This is a genomic window from Candidatus Zixiibacteriota bacterium (genome assembly GCA_040752815.1).
GTDB lineage: Bacteria > Zixibacteria > MSB-5A5 > GN15 > FEB-12 > JAGGTI01.
In genome coordinates this window covers 48,734-65,279 of sequence record JBFMGC010000013.1, presented here as the reverse complement: position 1 = coordinate 65,279, position 16,546 = coordinate 48,734, and the positions used below count along the sequence as shown (strand labels likewise).

General features: G+C 57.4%; 19 protein-coding genes. 13 read left to right on the top strand and 6 right to left on the bottom strand.

What is annotated here, in order from left to right; genetic code table 11:
• The 13 genes from AB1772_05375 to AB1772_05315 form a co-directional block, all read left to right on the top strand.
• Positions 1-370 (top strand): dihydrofolate reductase family protein (locus tag AB1772_05375; protein ID MEW5795772.1); only part of this gene is annotated, 370 nt, incomplete at its 5' end.
• A gap of 2 nt (positions 371-372) precedes the next feature.
• Positions 373-1,008, top strand: coding sequence for a riboflavin synthase (locus AB1772_05370; GenBank protein ID MEW5795771.1), 636 nt, complete (start codon positions 373-375; stop codon positions 1,006-1,008).
• Positions 1,009-1,010: 2 nt separating this feature from the next.
• On the top strand, positions 1,011-2,231 hold the full coding sequence (locus AB1772_05365) for a bifunctional 3,4-dihydroxy-2-butanone-4-phosphate synthase/GTP cyclohydrolase II (GenBank protein ID MEW5795770.1): 1,221 nt from the start codon (positions 1,011-1,013) through the stop codon (positions 2,229-2,231).
• An 8-nt stretch (positions 2,232-2,239) separates the two neighbouring features.
• Complete coding sequence (ribE, locus tag AB1772_05360) at positions 2,240-2,710, top strand: 6,7-dimethyl-8-ribityllumazine synthase (protein MEW5795769.1); 471 nt, start codon at positions 2,240-2,242, stop codon at positions 2,708-2,710.
• Between the two features lie 3 nt (positions 2,711-2,713).
• The gene (nusB, locus tag AB1772_05355) at positions 2,714-3,139 is read left to right on the top strand and encodes a transcription antitermination factor NusB (protein MEW5795768.1); all 426 of its coding nucleotides are present in this window, start codon (positions 2,714-2,716) and stop codon (positions 3,137-3,139) included.
• A 196-nt stretch (positions 3,140-3,335) separates the two neighbouring features.
• Positions 3,336-6,320: a DUF2723 domain-containing protein gene (locus tag AB1772_05350; protein ID MEW5795767.1), complete on the top strand. Its 2,985-nt coding sequence runs from the start codon at positions 3,336-3,338 to the stop codon at positions 6,318-6,320.
• Positions 6,317-7,432 (top strand): glycosyltransferase family 4 protein, encoded by a 1,116-nt coding sequence (locus tag AB1772_05345; protein MEW5795766.1) that lies wholly within the window; start codon positions 6,317-6,319, stop codon positions 7,430-7,432. Before AB1772_05350 ends, AB1772_05345 begins: the two co-directional genes overlap by 4 nt.
• Positions 7,429-8,442 carry a lysylphosphatidylglycerol synthase transmembrane domain-containing protein gene (locus AB1772_05340; GenBank protein MEW5795765.1) on the top strand — a complete coding sequence of 338 codons (1,014 nt, stop codon included), beginning with the start codon at positions 7,429-7,431 and terminating at the stop codon, positions 8,440-8,442. Before AB1772_05345 ends, AB1772_05340 begins: the two co-directional genes overlap by 4 nt.
• A gap of 79 nt (positions 8,443-8,521) precedes the next feature.
• Positions 8,522-9,085 carry a hypothetical protein gene (locus tag AB1772_05335; protein MEW5795764.1) on the top strand — a complete coding sequence of 188 codons (564 nt, stop codon included), beginning with the start codon at positions 8,522-8,524 and terminating at the stop codon, positions 9,083-9,085.
• 15 nt (positions 9,086-9,100) lie between these two features.
• Positions 9,101-9,418: a LuxR C-terminal-related transcriptional regulator gene (locus AB1772_05330; GenBank protein ID MEW5795763.1), complete on the top strand. Its 318-nt coding sequence runs from the start codon at positions 9,101-9,103 to the stop codon at positions 9,416-9,418.
• Between the two features lie 525 nt (positions 9,419-9,943).
• Entirely contained in the window at positions 9,944-10,672 is a 729-nt protein-coding gene (locus AB1772_05325; GenBank protein ID MEW5795762.1) for a ZIP family metal transporter, read from the top strand.
• Between the two features lie 76 nt (positions 10,673-10,748).
• A complete protein-coding gene (locus tag AB1772_05320) occupies positions 10,749-11,267 on the top strand; it encodes a rhodanese-like domain-containing protein (GenBank protein MEW5795761.1) in 519 nt (172 codons plus the stop codon).
• Positions 11,255-11,701: a MauE/DoxX family redox-associated membrane protein gene (locus tag AB1772_05315; GenBank protein ID MEW5795760.1), complete on the top strand. Its 447-nt coding sequence runs from the start codon at positions 11,255-11,257 to the stop codon at positions 11,699-11,701. The genes AB1772_05320 and AB1772_05315 overlap by 13 nt, the downstream gene beginning before the upstream one ends.
• Here the strand turns inward: AB1772_05315 and AB1772_05310 are convergent, their stop codons facing one another.
• The 6 genes from AB1772_05310 to AB1772_05285 all read right to left on the bottom strand — a co-directional run bounded on the left by AB1772_05310 (position 11,702) and on the right by AB1772_05285 (position 16,546).
• On the bottom strand, positions 11,702-12,976 hold the full coding sequence (locus tag AB1772_05310; GenBank protein ID MEW5795759.1) for a hypothetical protein: 1,275 nt from the start codon (positions 12,974-12,976) through the stop codon (positions 11,702-11,704).
• 4 nt (positions 12,977-12,980) lie between these two features.
• Entirely contained in the window at positions 12,981-13,439 is a 459-nt protein-coding gene (locus tag AB1772_05305; GenBank protein ID MEW5795758.1) for a hypothetical protein, read from the bottom strand.
• Complete coding sequence (locus AB1772_05300; GenBank protein ID MEW5795757.1) at positions 13,436-14,008, bottom strand: hypothetical protein; 573 nt, start codon at positions 14,006-14,008, stop codon at positions 13,436-13,438. The genes AB1772_05305 and AB1772_05300 overlap by 4 nt, the downstream gene beginning before the upstream one ends.
• The gene (pilM, locus tag AB1772_05295; GenBank protein ID MEW5795756.1) at positions 14,005-15,459 is read right to left on the bottom strand and encodes a pilus assembly protein PilM; all 1,455 of its coding nucleotides are present in this window, start codon (positions 15,457-15,459) and stop codon (positions 14,005-14,007) included. Before pilM ends, AB1772_05300 begins: the two co-directional genes overlap by 4 nt.
• A 170-nt stretch (positions 15,460-15,629) precedes the next feature.
• Positions 15,630-16,100: a prepilin-type N-terminal cleavage/methylation domain-containing protein gene (locus AB1772_05290; protein MEW5795755.1), complete on the bottom strand. Its 471-nt coding sequence runs from the start codon at positions 16,098-16,100 to the stop codon at positions 15,630-15,632.
• 11 nt (positions 16,101-16,111) lie between these two features.
• Positions 16,112-16,546 (bottom strand): prepilin-type N-terminal cleavage/methylation domain-containing protein, encoded by a 435-nt coding sequence (locus AB1772_05285; protein ID MEW5795754.1) that lies wholly within the window; start codon positions 16,544-16,546, stop codon positions 16,112-16,114.

Genomic DNA, 16,546 nt, shown 5'->3' with positions numbered 1-16,546 from the left:
GGCGGCGCCCGCGAAAACTATTCGCCGCTTCGTACTGTGGAAACGATGGCCCGGTTTGATTTGTTGGGAAATAGGTCATAATGGAAGCGGCCGGCTCGACTTGGCGGACCTGCTTCAAAAAGCCGGCGCGTTCGGGTTCCAGTCGATTCTGGTCGAGGGCGGCTCGGCGCTGGCGACGTCGTTGCTGCGAGCCGGCTTAGTTGACAAAATGGTGCTGGTACTGGCCCCGAAGATTGTTGGCGAAGGAACCGCGTCGATTGGTGATCTGGGCATCCGCAAGTTAGCCGAGAGCATCCGGTTGGAGGTTGAGTCGGTCGAAAGGCTGGGTCCGGATACGATTGTTGTAGGATATCCTAATTTTAGGCGATAGAAGTGTTTACGGGCATTATTGAAACAATCGGTTTAGTCGAGGCCCTCAGGCCCCAGGGGAACTACGCGATTTTGACCGTGAAGTCCTCCCTGCCCTCGGAGGAAATCCAGATCGGCGAGTCAATCGCCTGCCACGGCGTCTGTCTCACTGTAGTGGCTAGGGACGTAGGCTCGCTCACCGCCGAACTTTCGCAGGAAACCGCTGCTCGAGTGGATATGTCGAGGCTAAAGGCAGGTTCGCGAATCAATTTAGAACGGGCGCTCCAGATGGGCAGCCGCCTGGGCGGGCACTTAGTTACCGGCCATGTGGATACAACCGGTCCGGTAGACTATCTCAAACCGGTCGGTCGGTCATTGGAGTTGGCGGTCAAGTTTGAACCCGGTTTCGATGCTCTGGTGATTAATAAGGGTTCGATAGCTATTGACGGCGTTTCCCTGACGGTAAATCATTGCCGCTCCGGCTGGTTGAGCGTGAATCTCATTCCGCATACCGGTCAGGCTACGACGTTGTCCGATTTGAAGCCGGGCGAGGCAGTCAATCTCGAGTTCGATTTGATAGGAAAATACATCTTGAAGTATCAGCAATCAGGGTCTTCGCGGGGTATCACCGAGGAGATGTTACGCGGAAGTGGATGGTAGTAATGAACGACGAATACCGCTTTAATACGATTCCGGAAACTGTTGAAGATATCCGCCAGGGGAAATGTGTCATCGTGGTGGACGATGAGGATCGAGAGAACGAGGGCGATCTCATCATGGCTGCGGAGGCGATCACGCCGGAGATGGTCAATTTCTTCGTGACTCATGGGCGCGGCCTGGTGTGTGTACCTATGATGGAGACCGATCTCGAGCGCCTTGAACTCAACCAGATGGTTCAAAAGAACACAGCGCGACTTGGTACCAGGTTTACTGTTTCGGTGGATGCTATCGAGGGAACCACCACCGGCATCTCGGCTTATGATCGCGCCCGGACCATAAAGGCGCTGGCCGACCCCGACACTCGACCAGAGGATTTCGGCAGACCGGGGCATGTTTTCCCCTTGAAGGCTCTGACCGGCGGAGTTCTGACACGGGCTGGACATACCGAAACAGCCACCGACCTGGCTCGCCTGGCCGGATTCCGGCCGGTCGGCGTTCTGTGTGAAATCATGGATGATGACGGTACCATGGCGCGGGTACCGAGGCTCATGGAGATAGCGACTGAGTTCGGGCTGAAGATCACCACAGTGCGCAGCTTAATCGAGTACCGTCGCCAGACCGAGAAGCTCGTGGAGCGAATGACCACGGTCGATTTCCCCACCCAGTTCGGCAGGTTCAAGCTGCATCTGTACCGGTCGGAAGTTGACGATCACCACCATCTGGCTCTCGAAAAGGGTGACGTAGCGGGAAAGCAAAACGTTCTCGTACGGGTGCACTCGAGCTGTTTGACCGGTGACGTCCTTGGCTCCCTTCGGTGCGATTGCGGCCCCCAGTTGCACGAGGCGATGCGGCTTATCGACCGCGCCGGTCTCGGTGTGTTGGTTTACATGCGCCAGGAGGGGCGGGGGATTGGCCTCGCGAACAAGATTCTCGCCTACAAGCTGCAGGACAAGGGACGTGACACGGTGCAGGCGAACAACGATCTTGGCTTCGACGCCGACCTGCGTGACTACGGAGTCGGCGCACAAATCCTGGCCGACCTGGGGTTGACATCAATCCGCCTCTTGACGAACAACCCCCGCAAGGTGGTTGGCCTCAAGGGGTACGGACTCGAGATCACCGAGCGAGTGCCGATTGAGGTGGCGCCATCGGAGCATACGTACAAATACCTCGAGACCAAACGCGACAAACTGGGACACTTGTTGAAACTGAAGAATATCTGAGGTGTGCGATGACGGTAAAAAGACTTGAAGGCAAGCTCGACGCCAAGGGGCTGAAATGTGGGCTGGTGGTCAGCCGGTTTAATGATTTTCTAACCGACAAGCTGGTCGACGGCGCACTGGACTGCCTCGTGCGTCACGGCGCGACCGAAGCCGACCAGACCGTGGCCTTTGTTCCCGGGGCGCTCGAAATTCCGGCTGCGACCGCGCGTCTGGCCGCTACGGGCCGCTACGATGCCCTGATCTGTTTGGGCGCAGTAGTGCGCGGCGACACGCCGCATTTTGATTACGTGGCGGCGGAGTCATCCAAAGGAATCGCCCGCCTGGCTATGGAGCTCAAGATTCCGGTAATCTACGGTGTGATCACTGCGGACACGCTTGAGCAGGCGATTGAGCGCGCCGGAACCAAGGCGGGCAACAAGGGGTGGGATGCCGCGCTGGCCGCTATCGAAATGGGCAATTTGTACCGGGCGATTGGATAGGCGATGAGTCGATCGCCTCGAAGCCACGCCCGCGAGCTGGTGCTGCAAGGGTTGTATGCCCTTGAAGTGGGAGGAGGGAGCCCGGACGATATCGCCGTCAAAGTTATCTCCGAAGACGGCCTCGATGAGAATTCTCTCGTGTTTGCGCGGCATCTTTTTGATGCCGTGAGGCAAAACCGGGACTGGGCCGACCGTACCATCTCAGCGCTGGCTCGCAATTGGCGCCTGGAACGGATAGCTGTGATCGATCAGATTGTCCTGCGCATGGCGATGACCGAACTCAAGGTCATGCCCGACGTGCCGGTCAAAGTGGTGCTCAATGAGGCGATCGAGCTGGTCAAGTTGTATTCTACAGCGGATTCATCGGCTTTTATCAACGGCATACTGGACAGCTTTATTAAGAACCTGTCGGTGACGGATTCGGTTTAGCACGCTATTTTCCTGCGGAGATCTGGCGCACCGGGAGGTACGCCAGGCACGAATCGCGGTGGGCCCCGGTACCGCGGACATCCGCCCATTCTCAAATCAACGTATAAGTTCTGATTCGGAATAGTGGTTGCTTTTGGATCGGGCCGATTGCTTTATAGGCCTTTGACTTGACGACCGAGGAAGAGACCGTCGCGATTTGGTAAGCCTGCCGAAAAGATTCGACAAAGTCAACGCCGTTGTTGCCATTGCGGTGTGGCTGACGGCGCTGATCGTTTATATACGTACCCAGGCGCCGACTCTCTCCTTTTGGGACTGTGGCGAGTTTATCGCCTGTTCATACATCCTCGGAATACCGCATCCTCCCGGTACCCCAACCTATATCCTTTTTGGCCGGGTAGCGTCGATGCTGCCCACTTTCAGCGACATCTGTGCGCGGGTCAATCTGTTGTCCGGCCTGTGTTCGTCGCTTGCGGCGATGTTCGGATACCTGTTGGGGGTGAGGATCATACGCCACTGGTTCCGGGACGACAATTCGTACTACGGCCGACTTCTCATCTATGCCGGCCCTGCAGCCGGGGCGATGTTCTTGGCGTTTGGTCGAACGCAGTGGAACAACTCGGTCGAGGCCGAGGTGTACGGTATGTCGATGCTGCTCATGTTCGCGATTGCCTGGCTGGCCATGGTGTTTATCGAGCACCGGGGAAGTCAGTTCGGCAACAAAGTCATGTTGCTGGCGGTCTATCTCGCCTTTCTCGGTATCGGCGTACACATGACCACCTTCCTGATTCTGCCGATCGCCGTGATTGTGTTTTCGCTCAGGAAGGAAACGCCATTGAGGTACTGGTTCATTATCGGGGCGTTCTTTGCAGTCGAGCTGTATCTGATATATGCGCTGTCCTCGAATCCGAGCGAAGTACCGTATTACTTCCCGATAGCCATCACGGGGTTAATTTTCATCTTCTACATGCTCTCCTTTGACCGTATCCCCGTCTCCCTGCTGATTGTCGCTGTCGGGTTCGTGATGGCGTCCTTTCCCGGCATCGCGCACATCGCCGGCTGGCCGGGCGGAGGGTACCGGACATTTGGAATCGTTGCGCTACTGGCGCTGATTGGTTACGCCCTGTATTCCTTTTTCAAGACAACTAAAGCGAAGAACGGGAATGGAAAGAACGTGGCCGGAGCCAAGGTAGCCGCGATCTTCGTTGTGGTGGCCGTAGCGCTGGCCGCGGTTACCAAGCTCGGCCTTCCCAACGGCCCTCAGGGTTATCGCGCCTTCCTGTTGATTTCCGTTGTCCTCGCTCTGGCGATCGGTGTCTTCATCTGGCGGTATGTAAACCTCCCCGTGCTAGTGGCGCTGGTCGGGCCGGCGATGATTGTCCTCGGGGTTAAAGAGTTCTTTTGGGGGACATTGGCGTCAGCCGGTGTTGTTCTCGTTCTCGGCCTGATCTGGAAAGTGGCGGGCTGGCGGACGGCTCTGCTGGTGATCGTAATGGCGGTCGCGGGGTACTCCACGCACCTGTTTGCGCCGATTCGATCATCGCTGCATCCCTACATCAATGAAAACACCCCATCGGATTCATTAGAAGCCACGATCAACTTTTTCGAGCGCAAACAGTACGGCTCGCAGTCGATGACCGAACGGATGTTCAAACGCCGTGGCGAGTGGGCAAACCAGTTCGGCGACCACGCGCGCATGGGCTTCCTGGGGTTCTTCAGGGAGCAATACGGGTTCGCGGGGCGCACGTTCGTAGTCGCTGTCTTGTTGGGAGCGTTTGGAGCCTGGGAGGCCTGCCGACGAAAACCTGAAATGGGGATATTTCTCGCCACGCTGCTGCTGGTGGCGACTGTGGGTTTGATCTTGTATATGAATTTTGCCGACGGGGCCCGACAGACTGCCTATGACGCCTGGCTCGAAGTGCGCGACCGAGATTACTTCTTTACCCCCGGATTCATGCTGTTCGGCCTGGCCATGGGGTTGGGTATCACGGCGACAATACAGCTTGTGCGCGACTTGACAAAACGCTTCAGCAAACTGCCGCGCAACGTTATCGGCGTAGCTCTGCCCGCGCTGTTTGTGCTTCCGGTGCATACGCTCGCCGATAACTACTTCTATTGTGATCGTTCGCGCGTGTATGTGCCGTATGATTACGCCGCGAACATACTTGAATCGTGCGAGCCGAATGCGGTGCTGCTCACTTATGGCGACAACGATACTTTTCCGCTCTGGTGCCTTCAGGAAGTCTACGGCGTGCGGCGCGATGTCCGATCGGTCTGCTGCGCACTGGCCAACGGCGGCTGGTATATTAAGCAGATTAGGGACTACATGGGTATTGAGCTGGGCTGGACCGACCAGGAGATCGACAAGCTGACACCGTTTCGCACGCAGGACGGCAAGACTTTTCGTCTGCAGGACCAGGTCACCGACGCCATCATCTCGCACAATGTCTCCGGCCGGCCGATTCACTTCACGCTCCTGGCCAATCCGTCATCGCGGCGCTACTACGGCGAGCAGATCGACTCGCTGCTGGAAATGCGCGGACTCACCTATCTGCTTACCGACTTGTCCTCAGGCGGAAGCATCCGAGTGCCTGTAGAAATCAACCGTGAATTGATGATGACCTCGGGAAAACTGAAATATCGGGGCTGGACCGATCCTATTGTTTTTCGGGACGAGATGACTGAGCGCTCCATCGCGGGTGTGGCCGATCGTGTCATGGCCCTGGCCGACGCCCTCATTCGGGAGCAGCGCTGGCGCGAAGCGGAGGATGTGGTGCGGTTCGTGGCTGATTCGGTGTACCGAACCACCGATGCTATCGAAACTATGATATCGATAATCGCGGAAACCGGAGATACGTCCCGCCTGTCCGCCATCATGGCCCAGTATCCTAATGTTGATTCACTGGCCGCGCAGTTGGCGCTCGCGCGGGCGTATGAACGCTCCGGCGAGACAGCCGTGGCCAAAGCACTGCTGATCCAGATACTCGAAAGGCACCCGTCGTTTCGTGATGGACTCGACGAGCTGATTCGAATCTACATTCGGGAACGGGATATCGAATCGATGTACAGAACGTTGCAGACGTGGGTGGCAAAGAACCCACGCGACAATGAAATAAGGGAGGCCCTCGCCGAGCTGCAAAAGCAGCTCGAACAACTGCGCGACCGGCGGAGCGATACCCCGTGAACCTGCTGGTTCTCAACTGGAACGATCTGGGAAATCCGTACGCCGGCGGCGCCGAGGTCCACCTCGAAGAACTGCTAAGGCGTCTGACCGCGCGCGGGCATACCGCCACCCTGCTTTGCTCCGGGTGGGCCGGCTGCAGGCGCGAAGAAACAATCGCAGGCGTGCGGATTGTACGGTGCGGCAACCGGTACAACTTCAATTGGGTTGCGCCGTTTCACCTTCGGCGCCTCGCCAGGGAGTCACGATTTGAACTTCTGATCGAGGATATCAACAAGATTCCGTTTTACACGCCTCTCTACCTGCGGATGAAGCGCCTGGTTGTGATTCCTCATCTGTTTGCCACCACGGTATTTCACGAGATAAACTTCGTGCTGGGCACATACATTTTTCTCGCTGAAAGGCCTCTGGTGCCGATCTACCGAGGCTGCAAGTTCAACGTGATTTCGGAATCAACCGCCGATGACATTGTAGCACGGGGGATTCTCCGCGAGGACATCTCGGTCATTCATTGCGGTATTGATCGCGTTATGTACTACAGGGATCCGGCGGTAACTAAATACAAACAACCGACGGCCCTTTATCTTGGCAGGATAAAGAAATACAAGTCGATCCAGCATCTGATTCTCGCGATGAAGAAAGTCCGGCGAAAGCTGCCCGATGCCCGTCTGATGATTGTCGGCTCGGGCGATTATATGAAGAACTTGAAATCGCTGGCGCGGAGTCTCGAGGTCGACAATGCCGTAGAGTTTACGGGGTACGTTGCGCCCGAGGAGAAAGTCGAGCGCATGAGACGGGCGCATGTTGCGGTGCTGCCATCGCTTAAGGAAGGCTGGGGGTTGACTAATATCGAGGCCAACGCCTGCGGAACTGCAGTAGTGGCGGCACGCACCCCGGGGCTTAGAGACTCGGTCAAAGACGGCGAGTCCGGACTCCTCTACGAATACGGAAACATCGATGATCTCGCGGGGAAAATCATGCTGATATTGCAGGACTCCGAGTTGAGGCATCGACTCGAGCAAGGGGGACTGGTGTGGGCCGACCGGTTCAACTGGGATAGCGCCGCCGACCAGTTTGAGAAGCTGCTATTTCAAGTAGCCGAGGGGGGATTGTGACCACCGGCCACCGCGTGCTGTCGATATTGGCGGGAATTGTCATTTCCGTGGCGTTTATCGCGCTGCTCTTCTGGGAGATAGACTTTGTCGCACTGACGGCATCGCTCAAGCAGGCCAACTACTGGTGGCTGGCGCCGAACATTGCGATGGTCGTGTTTGCCATGTATCAGCGGGCCTACCGGTGGAAGTTCATGATCCGGCCAGTAAAAGAAGTAGCGTATGACAAGCTGCTCGCGGCCACCTGTATCGGTTTCATGGCTAACAACGTGCTGCCACTTCGGCTGGGCGAGTTCGTTCGGGCTTATTCGCTGGCGTACCAGGACCGCGAGGTCAGCAAGTCGGCGTCGCTGGCGACCATCTTTGTCGAGCGCATGGTGTTCGACCTGGCCGCGCTACTGCTTATTTTCGGGGCGGTGGTGGCGGTTGCCGCAGTGGATATCCCGGGCCAGATGAAAGTCGGTATCCTTCTGTCAATTGTAGTCGCCCTGCTGGGCGTAGTTTTTGTGTTCCTTCTCGCAATCAAGCCGGGCCAGGCCGGTGAGTACATGACTCGCTATTTGTTCTTTTTGCCTGATCGCGCCAAAGAGACGGTCAAGGCCATCGTCCTCCGCTTCTCCAGCGGGCTCGAGTTCATAACCCAGCCTCGGGCCGCGACCTGGGTCGCCCTCCAAACTCTGCTCATCTGGCTGCTTATGGGTGTGTCGAACTACTTTGTCTTTGTGGCTTTCGGTTTTGATATGCCGATCGAGGCTTCATACTTCCTGCTGGTTGTCGTCTCGATTTCAATCCTGATTCCGTCGTCACCCGGGTTTGTCGGCGTTTATCACGCGGGCACCGTGTTTACTCTGACCCAATACGGTATTGGCAGAGAGGCGGCTCTGTCATTCGCTCTGGTACTCCATGCCGCACAGTATATTCCGATTACGCTCATGGGATTCTACTACCTCCGCAAGGGTCACCTGTCATTGAGTCAGCTCGAGCGTGAGGCCGCCTCACCACGTCAAAGCTGACTGATTCCCCCAGTGACAAGTTCAAACTTGACGCTGCCGTGGTGCCCGGATATTCTCGCCGTCAAGTAGGCGCACTAATATGAAAAAACTCGTGCTCGGGATTTTCCTGCTGGCTGTCATTGTCGCGGTCGTCTACCTGCAGGTGACCCGCGACTCGGAACGGCAGGAAGACGCTTTTAGAAAAGGCTATCGGACCGGTGCGGACAGTGTGGTTTCCAGTCAGCCTGATTACGATTCCCTGGCGGAGCTTATCGGGAAAGAACGCCAGGCCCTGGCCGAGTACCGCACAGCGATGGCCGATTCGCTGGTGTATCTGGATACTGTTCATCGGCACACGATCGACTCACTGGAACGTCGTATCGATGCTCAGCGGGCCGATCTTAGCCGACTCAAGCAGAAGGCGCAGGCCGGCAAGACGGCTCCCGGCATGAACAAGTCGGCCCGGCCAGCGGGGGAGACCGGCGCGCGCCACGAAGAGATTCTGAATTATTATCGTCGGGCGATGGCCCACCTTCCGTCGGATCTTTCCGCCTACGAATACCAGGTGGCGGTCACTGAGGTGCGCACCGAAACAGCCACTAAGTTCAGCATAAGCGTCGATCGGCTAAACGAAATCCGCAAACAACATCACGTCGACTTCTGAGAAACGACCAGGGGTATGGGCAAACGCAAGGAACACGAATTCGCGGAACTGCCGGTCGATAAATTAATCCTCGAATCCTTCGCCAACACCCAATCCGCTTATCATATCGGCGACAGCGAACCCAGCGCACCGGAGCTGTCGCAACGCTTCCGCCAGAAGTTGCGTTGGCATATCGGGCATTCGCTGTCCGAGCGCCAGCAGCAGGTCATCCGAGCCTTTCTCGCCGGCCGCAAGGAGCGCGATACAGCCCGCGATCTGGGGATTACTCAGCAGGTTGTGAACATTTATAAGCAGAGGGCGATCAAAAAGTTACACAAGCTCCTGACATCGTAAGTGTATGTCAGCCGACTAATATATAGAGAGGCGATAGCCTCTCGGATGGCTGGAGTGCGAAGCGGGCGTTTTTGGCCCGGCATTCGCCAGAGGGGTACGAGCAGAGAAGATAGCACCCTGAAGGTCGCTACTGCGCTTTGAGTAGCTAACTGCCCGAAATAGTGACCTTTGACGAAGGGAAAGTGCTATGCCAAGAAGAAAAGTACCCGTCAAGTACGCCGTCCCAGGCCCAAAGACCTGCTGGCATGTCTATGGCCTTCAAGTGTTGACCCCCAGGAAGTTCGCCGATGTGGTCGGCGAGATCCTCAAAGGCCATCATACCCTGGTCAGGACGCGGGTGAGCAACTCCCCGACGGCCTGATTTTTTTTGGCGTCTACTCGCTTCCGTTAGGCCTCCTCCGGCGAAGTGGATCGTTGCCGCCGGCCCGTCCTGTACTCCCTAATCGCCTACCCACAGAGTCGCTCGTTTAGTGTTAGCGCTATTTTCCTTGACACTCTTCGGCAGGGATCGGTATAGTCGCCGACATGTCGTACGATCTGGTTTGGTACTGTCTCCTGATGTTCGCGGCGACAGTGGCCGGGGGAATAATCACTCTTGTGAGACGCTGGTCCGATGAGCGGCTCCACCTGTTTCTCTCTTTCGGGGCGGGCATCTTTCTTGGCGCGGTGTTCTATCATCTGCTGCCGGAGGTTATGCATCAGGAATCAATGAACCGCGCCGGGCTCTTTATTCTGGCAGGTTACCTGCTGATTTTTTTCGTGGAACGGATACTACTTCACAGCGGCGAAGGACACGCCCACGGCCATCTGGTAGTGTCAATTACGGTGCTGATAGGTCTGTCGGTGCACTCGCTTATGGAGGGGCTGGGGCTTGCTGTTGCTATGACAGACCCTGAGCTGGGTCGGGTTTTGTTCATTTCGATACTGGCGCATAAAGTGCCGGCGGCGCTCAGCCTGGTGTCACTCATGGTGCTGGCCGGGCAATCGCGCAGGCGGATCTGGTTTGGCCTACTCTTTTTCGCCGCTACGGCGCCGATCGGGGCATTGGTATTGGCGCCGATTGTCGACCTTGGCTCGCCGGATCAGCTATGGCAGATCACCGGTATAGTCACCGGGTCGTTCCTTTACGTGGCCACTGCCGACCTCCTGCCGGAGGTCTTTCACACCAGAGACCGCCGCTGGGTGAACCTGTTACTCATGTTGGCGGGTATAATGCTGATGAGCCTGTTGTCGACTCACAGCGGGCACAATTGATAAACAAAACGTCCGATCTCCGGAGTAACATTGGTGCTCCACGGCGCATCTTAGTGGAGAGGCTGCATAGTAAGTCATGACATTTCGACAGTTTTTCGTCCTGCTACTCCTGGCTGCTGTTCTTGGCCTGTTGCTGAATACGGTCTCACCAAATCGAATTCCGTGGATAGGCAACTACCGCAACCTGTCATCCGGTGAGGGGCCGATTGTCCCGCCCGACGCCCAGGAGGGCGACCCGCCGTTTGTCGATATAAACCAGGCCCAAATGGAATTCGAACTTGGACTGGCGACCTTTGTCGATGCCCGCGACCGCGAGGAGTTCGTCTGCGGTACAATCCCCGGCTCGGTTAACGTGCCGTTTGAGTATCTTCCCGAAGGCGATCTGGTGCCCTATTTTGACTCGGCTTTCGGAGGAATCAGCCGGGACAAGGCTCTGGTAGTGTTCTGCTCCGGCGAAGAGTGCGACCTGTCGTTGCACCTGGCGCGCAACCTGAGACAGTACGGTTACACCAATGTGCTGATATTCTTCGGCGGCGCTCGCGAGTGGGAGAAATTCGGCCTTGAAGTAGAAAGGCGGGCCGAATGCGCCGACTAATCGACACCGACCAGTTGACCATGCTTTCGCGCCTGCTTGTCGGCGGGATGTACATTGTAGCGTCGTTTTATAAAATCATTGAGCCGGGGTCGTTCGCTAAATCGATCTGGCAGTACCATCTGGTACCGGGATCCCTCATTAATCTGATGGCGCTGATTCTTCCCTGGCTGGAGCTGATCATCGGGCTGGCTGTTATTTTCGGACTGGCTTACCGAGGAGCGGTTATCTGGGCCAATCTATTGCTCGTGGTTTTCATTACCGCTCTGGCGAGTACGATCGTGCGAGGTATCGATATTGACTGCGGCTGTTTCAAGGCCGGTAAGTCAGCCACCGGCCCGGCCTGGCAGGCGCTGATATTCGATTTGGTGGCGATCCTGTTCTCGCTGCAGCTATGGTTCAGCCGCTCGACACGCTGGCGGCTGGGGCGCTCCTGATCAGGGCAGGATCCGGGGAGTGATGAGAATCAGCAGGTCGGTCGAGCTCTTCTGTTTGGATTTGCTGCTGAAAAGCCACGAACCGAGCAGGGGGATATGCCCCAACAGGGGTACTCGCTGAACGCTTTCGATCTCGCTTTCTTTCAGCAGCCCACCGAGCGCCACGCTTTCGCCGTCGTTAACGGTAATCCAGGCGTGAATCGAGCGCGAGGCTGTTACCGGCTTTTGATTATCCTCCGGCCCGACAAACCTGAGGATGTCTTCGACCTGGGGCTCGACCTCAAGCGTAATCGTCCCGCCCTCGTTAATCCTCGGTACGACCCGCAGCGAAATGCCGACCGCTTTGTCCTCGAAGGAGACGATATCACTGGTGGCGGCGCCCTCGGTGAAACGATTAATGGTCTGGATCGGGATGATCGTCTCGAACTTGAAAACCGCCTCGTGGTTCTCGAGCGTGGTGATGTGCGGATCGGACACCAAACGGCTGTTGCCGTCCTTCTCCAACATGTTCAGAATCCAGTTGACCTCGCCGACCGAAAGCTTGCCCCAGGTCCAGTCGCCGGTCTGGGGCTGCCAGACGCCGCTGGAGCTCGGCTGGGTCGTCGTCGATGACGAGGAACCGGTTGCTTTGTCGTCAGATAGCCGTGCCGTGAGCGCGGTGGGCCAGCTCATGCCGAGGTTGGACGACGCGTCGATTGTGGTTTCGACGATCTTGGCCTCGATCAGAATGGACTTTTCCGGCAGGTCGATTTTTTCGACAACGCTTACAAGCCGGTCGAGCAGGCCGGGGTAGTCGGTGATGACGATCCGGTTGGCGTGATATCGCTTGCCCGCGGCAGCGTCGCCCTGGCTGCTCTGATCGAGGATAGTCACGCTCCCTTTGGCTGATTTGAGCGCGGCTATCGCTTTTTCCGCGGTTATCGGGCTGATATACTTCAGGGTAACCACACGGGCGTCGAGTTCGCCGGCCGCCTCACTCGAAACCGCTTTCACAACGATCACATTGTCTTTCACGAAGTAGTTGAACCCGTTGGCCACGAGGACGGCGTCGAGTGCCGCAGCGACATCGACACTGTCCAGGCGCAGACTTACCCGGCCGCCAACATCGCCCGCCACTACCAGGTTAAGCCCGTTTTGCACGGCTATCATATTCAACGCGGTAGTGATCGGCACGTCATCGAGCACGAGGGAGAGTGTCCGATCCTTGGGGAGCTGGGCTGTCGACGCAACAGCCAGGATCAACACGAGTATCGAAGTCAGAACGGTGCTTTTCATGTTATTAACCTTTGGTGAGTTTCAGCTTGATCCGACGCCCCTGGTATTCCAGCGTCACCGTTTCTTTCTCTATCGCCACTATGGTAGCCGAATCGACCCGCTCTCCGATACCGACCATGCGGTTGTTGATCAGCGCAAGCGGATGCCGGTTATTGTGGATAATGCCGGCCAGGGTCCAGGCCAGCGAGCTCGAGCGGTCGACGACCGCGAACCGAGTTCTGCCGTGACGAGATCTAAGCTGGAACGGGTCTCGACCCCACGGGGCGTCAGCTTTAGCCTCGAGATCGGCGATCTTCGGCGAAGCGGCAGTCGTCGGGATGATTGGCGACGGCGGTATCATCGGTGTGGGCGCGGTTGTCGGCGCGGGGGACGGGTTCTTCTTTCCGATCAGATTGTAGCCGGCCCAGGCGAGCGCGAGCGGCAGAGTCGCAAACACAATCTTCTTTCGCAGCTTCTCGTTCATGACGCCGCCTCCACGCTTCCGAGCAGAGCACGGAATGAGAGTGAAAGATCGAGCACAGGCGAGGGTGTCTGCTGCCCGCGGATATGGCAAGCCGTGGCCTCGCGAAAATACGGCTGCGTTTCGAGTCTGGTGACGAACCGGCCGAAATCCAGATATTCGCCCCTGAAGTCAAGCGTCACGTTAAGGAACAGAGGGTTGTTTTCCGCCGAGGCCTGGCGGTTTAATTCGAGCAGTTCCGAAACGGGCGGGGTAATCTGGACCAGGCGAAGACCGTAGTCGTTTGCTTCGCGCACGATCTGGCGGAATAGCTCGACGATGTCATCTTTGGCGTAAAGTGACGAATTAAGCTCGTGGCGCAGGACCTGGAGGTTCTGATCGGCTTGGAGATACTCGGGCAGTTCGGCCATCGTCCGATTGAAGTCGGCCAACTGGAGCTGGGCTTCGTCGATATCGTCGTGGGCGACCTTAAGACACTGAGCCGTCGGGCAGTAAACCAAAAAGTACCAAACTACGGCCAGGGCGGCGGCGGCGAAGCCGAACAAGGTAATCCTGTTCTTGATCGAGTTCACAGGACCGCTCTCAGGGTCAGGTTGAAGTCGAGGACGTACTGATCATTTTGACGTCGCTTAACATGCCGCTCCACTCGCACGTCGGAATAAAACGGCGACCGGCTCAGGTTCTCGACCAGCTCGGCGAGGATGATCTCCGGGGGAGTCTGCCGCGTCACGACCAGCCCGGTAAGGGTGCAGTTGCGCTCAGGACTTTCAGGAGCATAGTCAAGATTGATCAAGCGTACGCTGTCGGGCACTGCCAGGGAGAGCTCCTTCAGGTTCAGGCCGAGGTACGACCTCCCCTCTTTGGTCTTGGCCAGGTAGGTTTGGTTGGCGGCCAGTCTCGTCTTGACCCGGCTATAAGTAGCGAACAGCTCGCTCGATCTGAATGCCGTTATCTGGCGATTGAGTTCGTCGAGGCTCTTGCGCGAGGTATTGATGTGCGTCGACATGATGAGCCACTGCCCGAGAGCGAGAAGCAAGGCCAGGGTCAGCACCGCGACTCCCACTTTGGACACGGTTCGCTGTCTGCGCGCCTGTTTGAGCGGTACGGGGAGCAGATCAGCGGACTTGGATTGGTTGACCGCCGCGGCGACCGCCGGCAGGCAGACGGGAAGGTCAGACTCAAACGGGGCATCGCGGTCGCGGGATATCTGTAAGCGCTCCGTGGGAAAACGGTGGAAGGTGAAACCGACTCGGTCCGTGAGCAAGTCTATTAGTTCGGTAGTGTAGGCGAGGTCGCCGTAGATGAATACTGCGTGGGTGGACTGCCCGGTGAACTGACCGCCGTAGTAGTCAAGCGAGTTCTGAAGTTCGGTGGCTAACGACTCGGCGAAATACTCGAAGATGGTGGAATCCGTTCGATTGGCCAGGAACGACGAACCGAGCGAGCTCACGTGGAAGAACTGCAGTTCACTGCCCTGGTAATACGAGATGTTTGTGGCCCGGCGGTGGACATCGAGCAGCATGTAATTGCGGTGGGGATCAAAGTCAGAGAGCTTGCAAAGCAGAGTGCCCAGCACGTCCTGGGTATGGTAGACATAGTCCACGCGTATGCCCAGTTCGTGAAACGGCGCGAGTTGGTCCTCCACGGCAACCTTAGTCGCTGCCAGCACCGCGGCACGAACCTGGCGGTCAGAACCGAGAGTGACTCTTTCAATGATCCGGCTGTCGATCCAGCAGTCCTCTGATGGAAACGGAATCTGCCGGCGGGACTCAAAGTCCAAGGCAGCTCGCAGGTCAACTCTCTTCAGTTCGGGCAGCGTGACCAGTCGCAAGGCGGTTGCCGCGCCTGTGAGGGTTACCACAACGGTCGAGTGACGCCCGCCAAACTCCCGGTAGTAGCGGCCTATTTCACTCCGTATGCTTTGGTTGCGGTTCTCAGTTACCTCAGTGCCGGGACCCGACAAGTAGTGTTTGCTGGTGTCCAGCAGCTCCACTTTTGGGCCGACATGGCTCGCAGCGGCCATTTGCAACGAGTCCTCACTCAGGGTGAAAGCCAGGCGGCGGCCGACCGTATAATGCCGCGGCGGCTGTACCTTCCGCACCGAATGGGCGGGGGTCTGTTCGGCGGGGGAGCTTGCCGCCCCGGAGGGCTTTCTCTTGAGGAAACTGAAAACCGTCATCGTAGAACCGCGCTTTAGAAAGTGACGCTGATAGTGTCGCTGCCGCCGCCCGTGGAGAAGATCAGTCTCGATCCGGGCTGGTATCCGTAGGCATTGTCCCAGGCGTCCAGCAGGTAGAAACCGCCGGAGCTGTCGATATACGGGCCGTTCCACCCCAGTCGCGTGAAAACGTTGTAAGCGCTCACGCTGTCCGGCTTGGCGGCCAGATCCTGAAGGCGGCTCGGAGGATACCCGACATCGCCCTCGAAACCACGGTCGACATAGGTTCCGCCGGCCGTCACGCTGGGGTCACCCACGATAGCTTTCTTCAGAGCGGCGAGTTCCTGGCGGGTAGCATTGACTTTGGATGAATTGGCCATGTCGCCGAATTTCGGTATTGCCACGGCCGCCAGAATACCGAGGGTAACGATTATTATGACAAGCTCGATCAGGGTAAATCCTCCCTGATCGAGCCTGATATACCGTCCTGATGGAGCTTTTGTCATCGTTGCCCGATTTACCAGTTGTTCTCTCCAACTGAGCTGGTGTTGGGCCAGATGTCACCGGTGGCTTCGAGATACGCCCAGCCTCCGCGCCCGCCGGCGACCAGTACACCACGAGTGACACCGGTGCAAATAGAGTCGGGAGCGTTAGCATCGGCCTGGTACGGGTTCTTCGGAATGCCCTGAGCCATAACCGTGCCCCAGGTCGAAAGCTGGACCAGCGTGGGCCAGGTGGCCGTACCGGTAGTCACGGCCTGATTGGCGTAGAAGATCGTGATTCCCGATCTAAGTCCACCGAGTGCCGCCCGACAGGCCGCTTCCTTGGCTTCACCAGTGATGTCCTGATACTTGGGGATCGCTACCGCCGCCAGAATACCCAGCACGACGATGATAATCACCAGTTCGATTAGCGTGAAACCACCTTGTTTGTTGATTCGACGGAGTGCCAT

Bases quoted from the DNA above. Each gene is read 5' to 3' on its own strand.
- AB1772_05320 (MEW5795761.1), top strand. From the start codon at position 10,749: ATGACATTTCGACAGTTTTTCGTCCTGCTACTCCTGGCTGCTGTTCTT.
- AB1772_05315 (MEW5795760.1), top strand. From the start codon at position 11,255: ATGCGCCGACTAATCGACACCGACCAGTTGACCATGCTTTCGCGCCTG.
- AB1772_05365 (MEW5795770.1), top strand. From the start codon at position 1,011: ATGAACGACGAATACCGCTTTAATACGATTCCGGAAACTGTTGAAGAT.
- AB1772_05330 (MEW5795763.1), top strand. From the start codon at position 9,101: ATGGGCAAACGCAAGGAACACGAATTCGCGGAACTGCCGGTCGATAAA.
- pilM (MEW5795756.1), bottom strand. From the start codon at position 15,459: ATGGCCGCTGCGAGCCATGTCGGCCCAAAAGTGGAGCTGCTGGACACC.
- AB1772_05310 (MEW5795759.1), bottom strand. From the start codon at position 12,976: ATGAAAAGCACCGTTCTGACTTCGATACTCGTGTTGATCCTGGCTGTT.
- nusB (MEW5795768.1), top strand. From the start codon at position 2,714: ATGAGTCGATCGCCTCGAAGCCACGCCCGCGAGCTGGTGCTGCAAGGG.
- AB1772_05305 (MEW5795758.1), bottom strand. From the start codon at position 13,439: ATGAACGAGAAGCTGCGAAAGAAGATTGTGTTTGCGACTCTGCCGCTC.
- AB1772_05285 (MEW5795754.1), bottom strand. From the start codon at position 16,546: ATGGCACTCCGTCGAATCAACAAACAAGGTGGTTTCACGCTAATCGAA.
- AB1772_05325 (MEW5795762.1), top strand. From the start codon at position 9,944: ATGTCGTACGATCTGGTTTGGTACTGTCTCCTGATGTTCGCGGCGACA.
- ribE (MEW5795769.1), top strand. From the start codon at position 2,240: ATGACGGTAAAAAGACTTGAAGGCAAGCTCGACGCCAAGGGGCTGAAA.
- AB1772_05290 (MEW5795755.1), bottom strand. From the start codon at position 16,100: ATGACAAAAGCTCCATCAGGACGGTATATCAGGCTCGATCAGGGAGGA.
- AB1772_05335 (MEW5795764.1), top strand. From the start codon at position 8,522: ATGAAAAAACTCGTGCTCGGGATTTTCCTGCTGGCTGTCATTGTCGCG.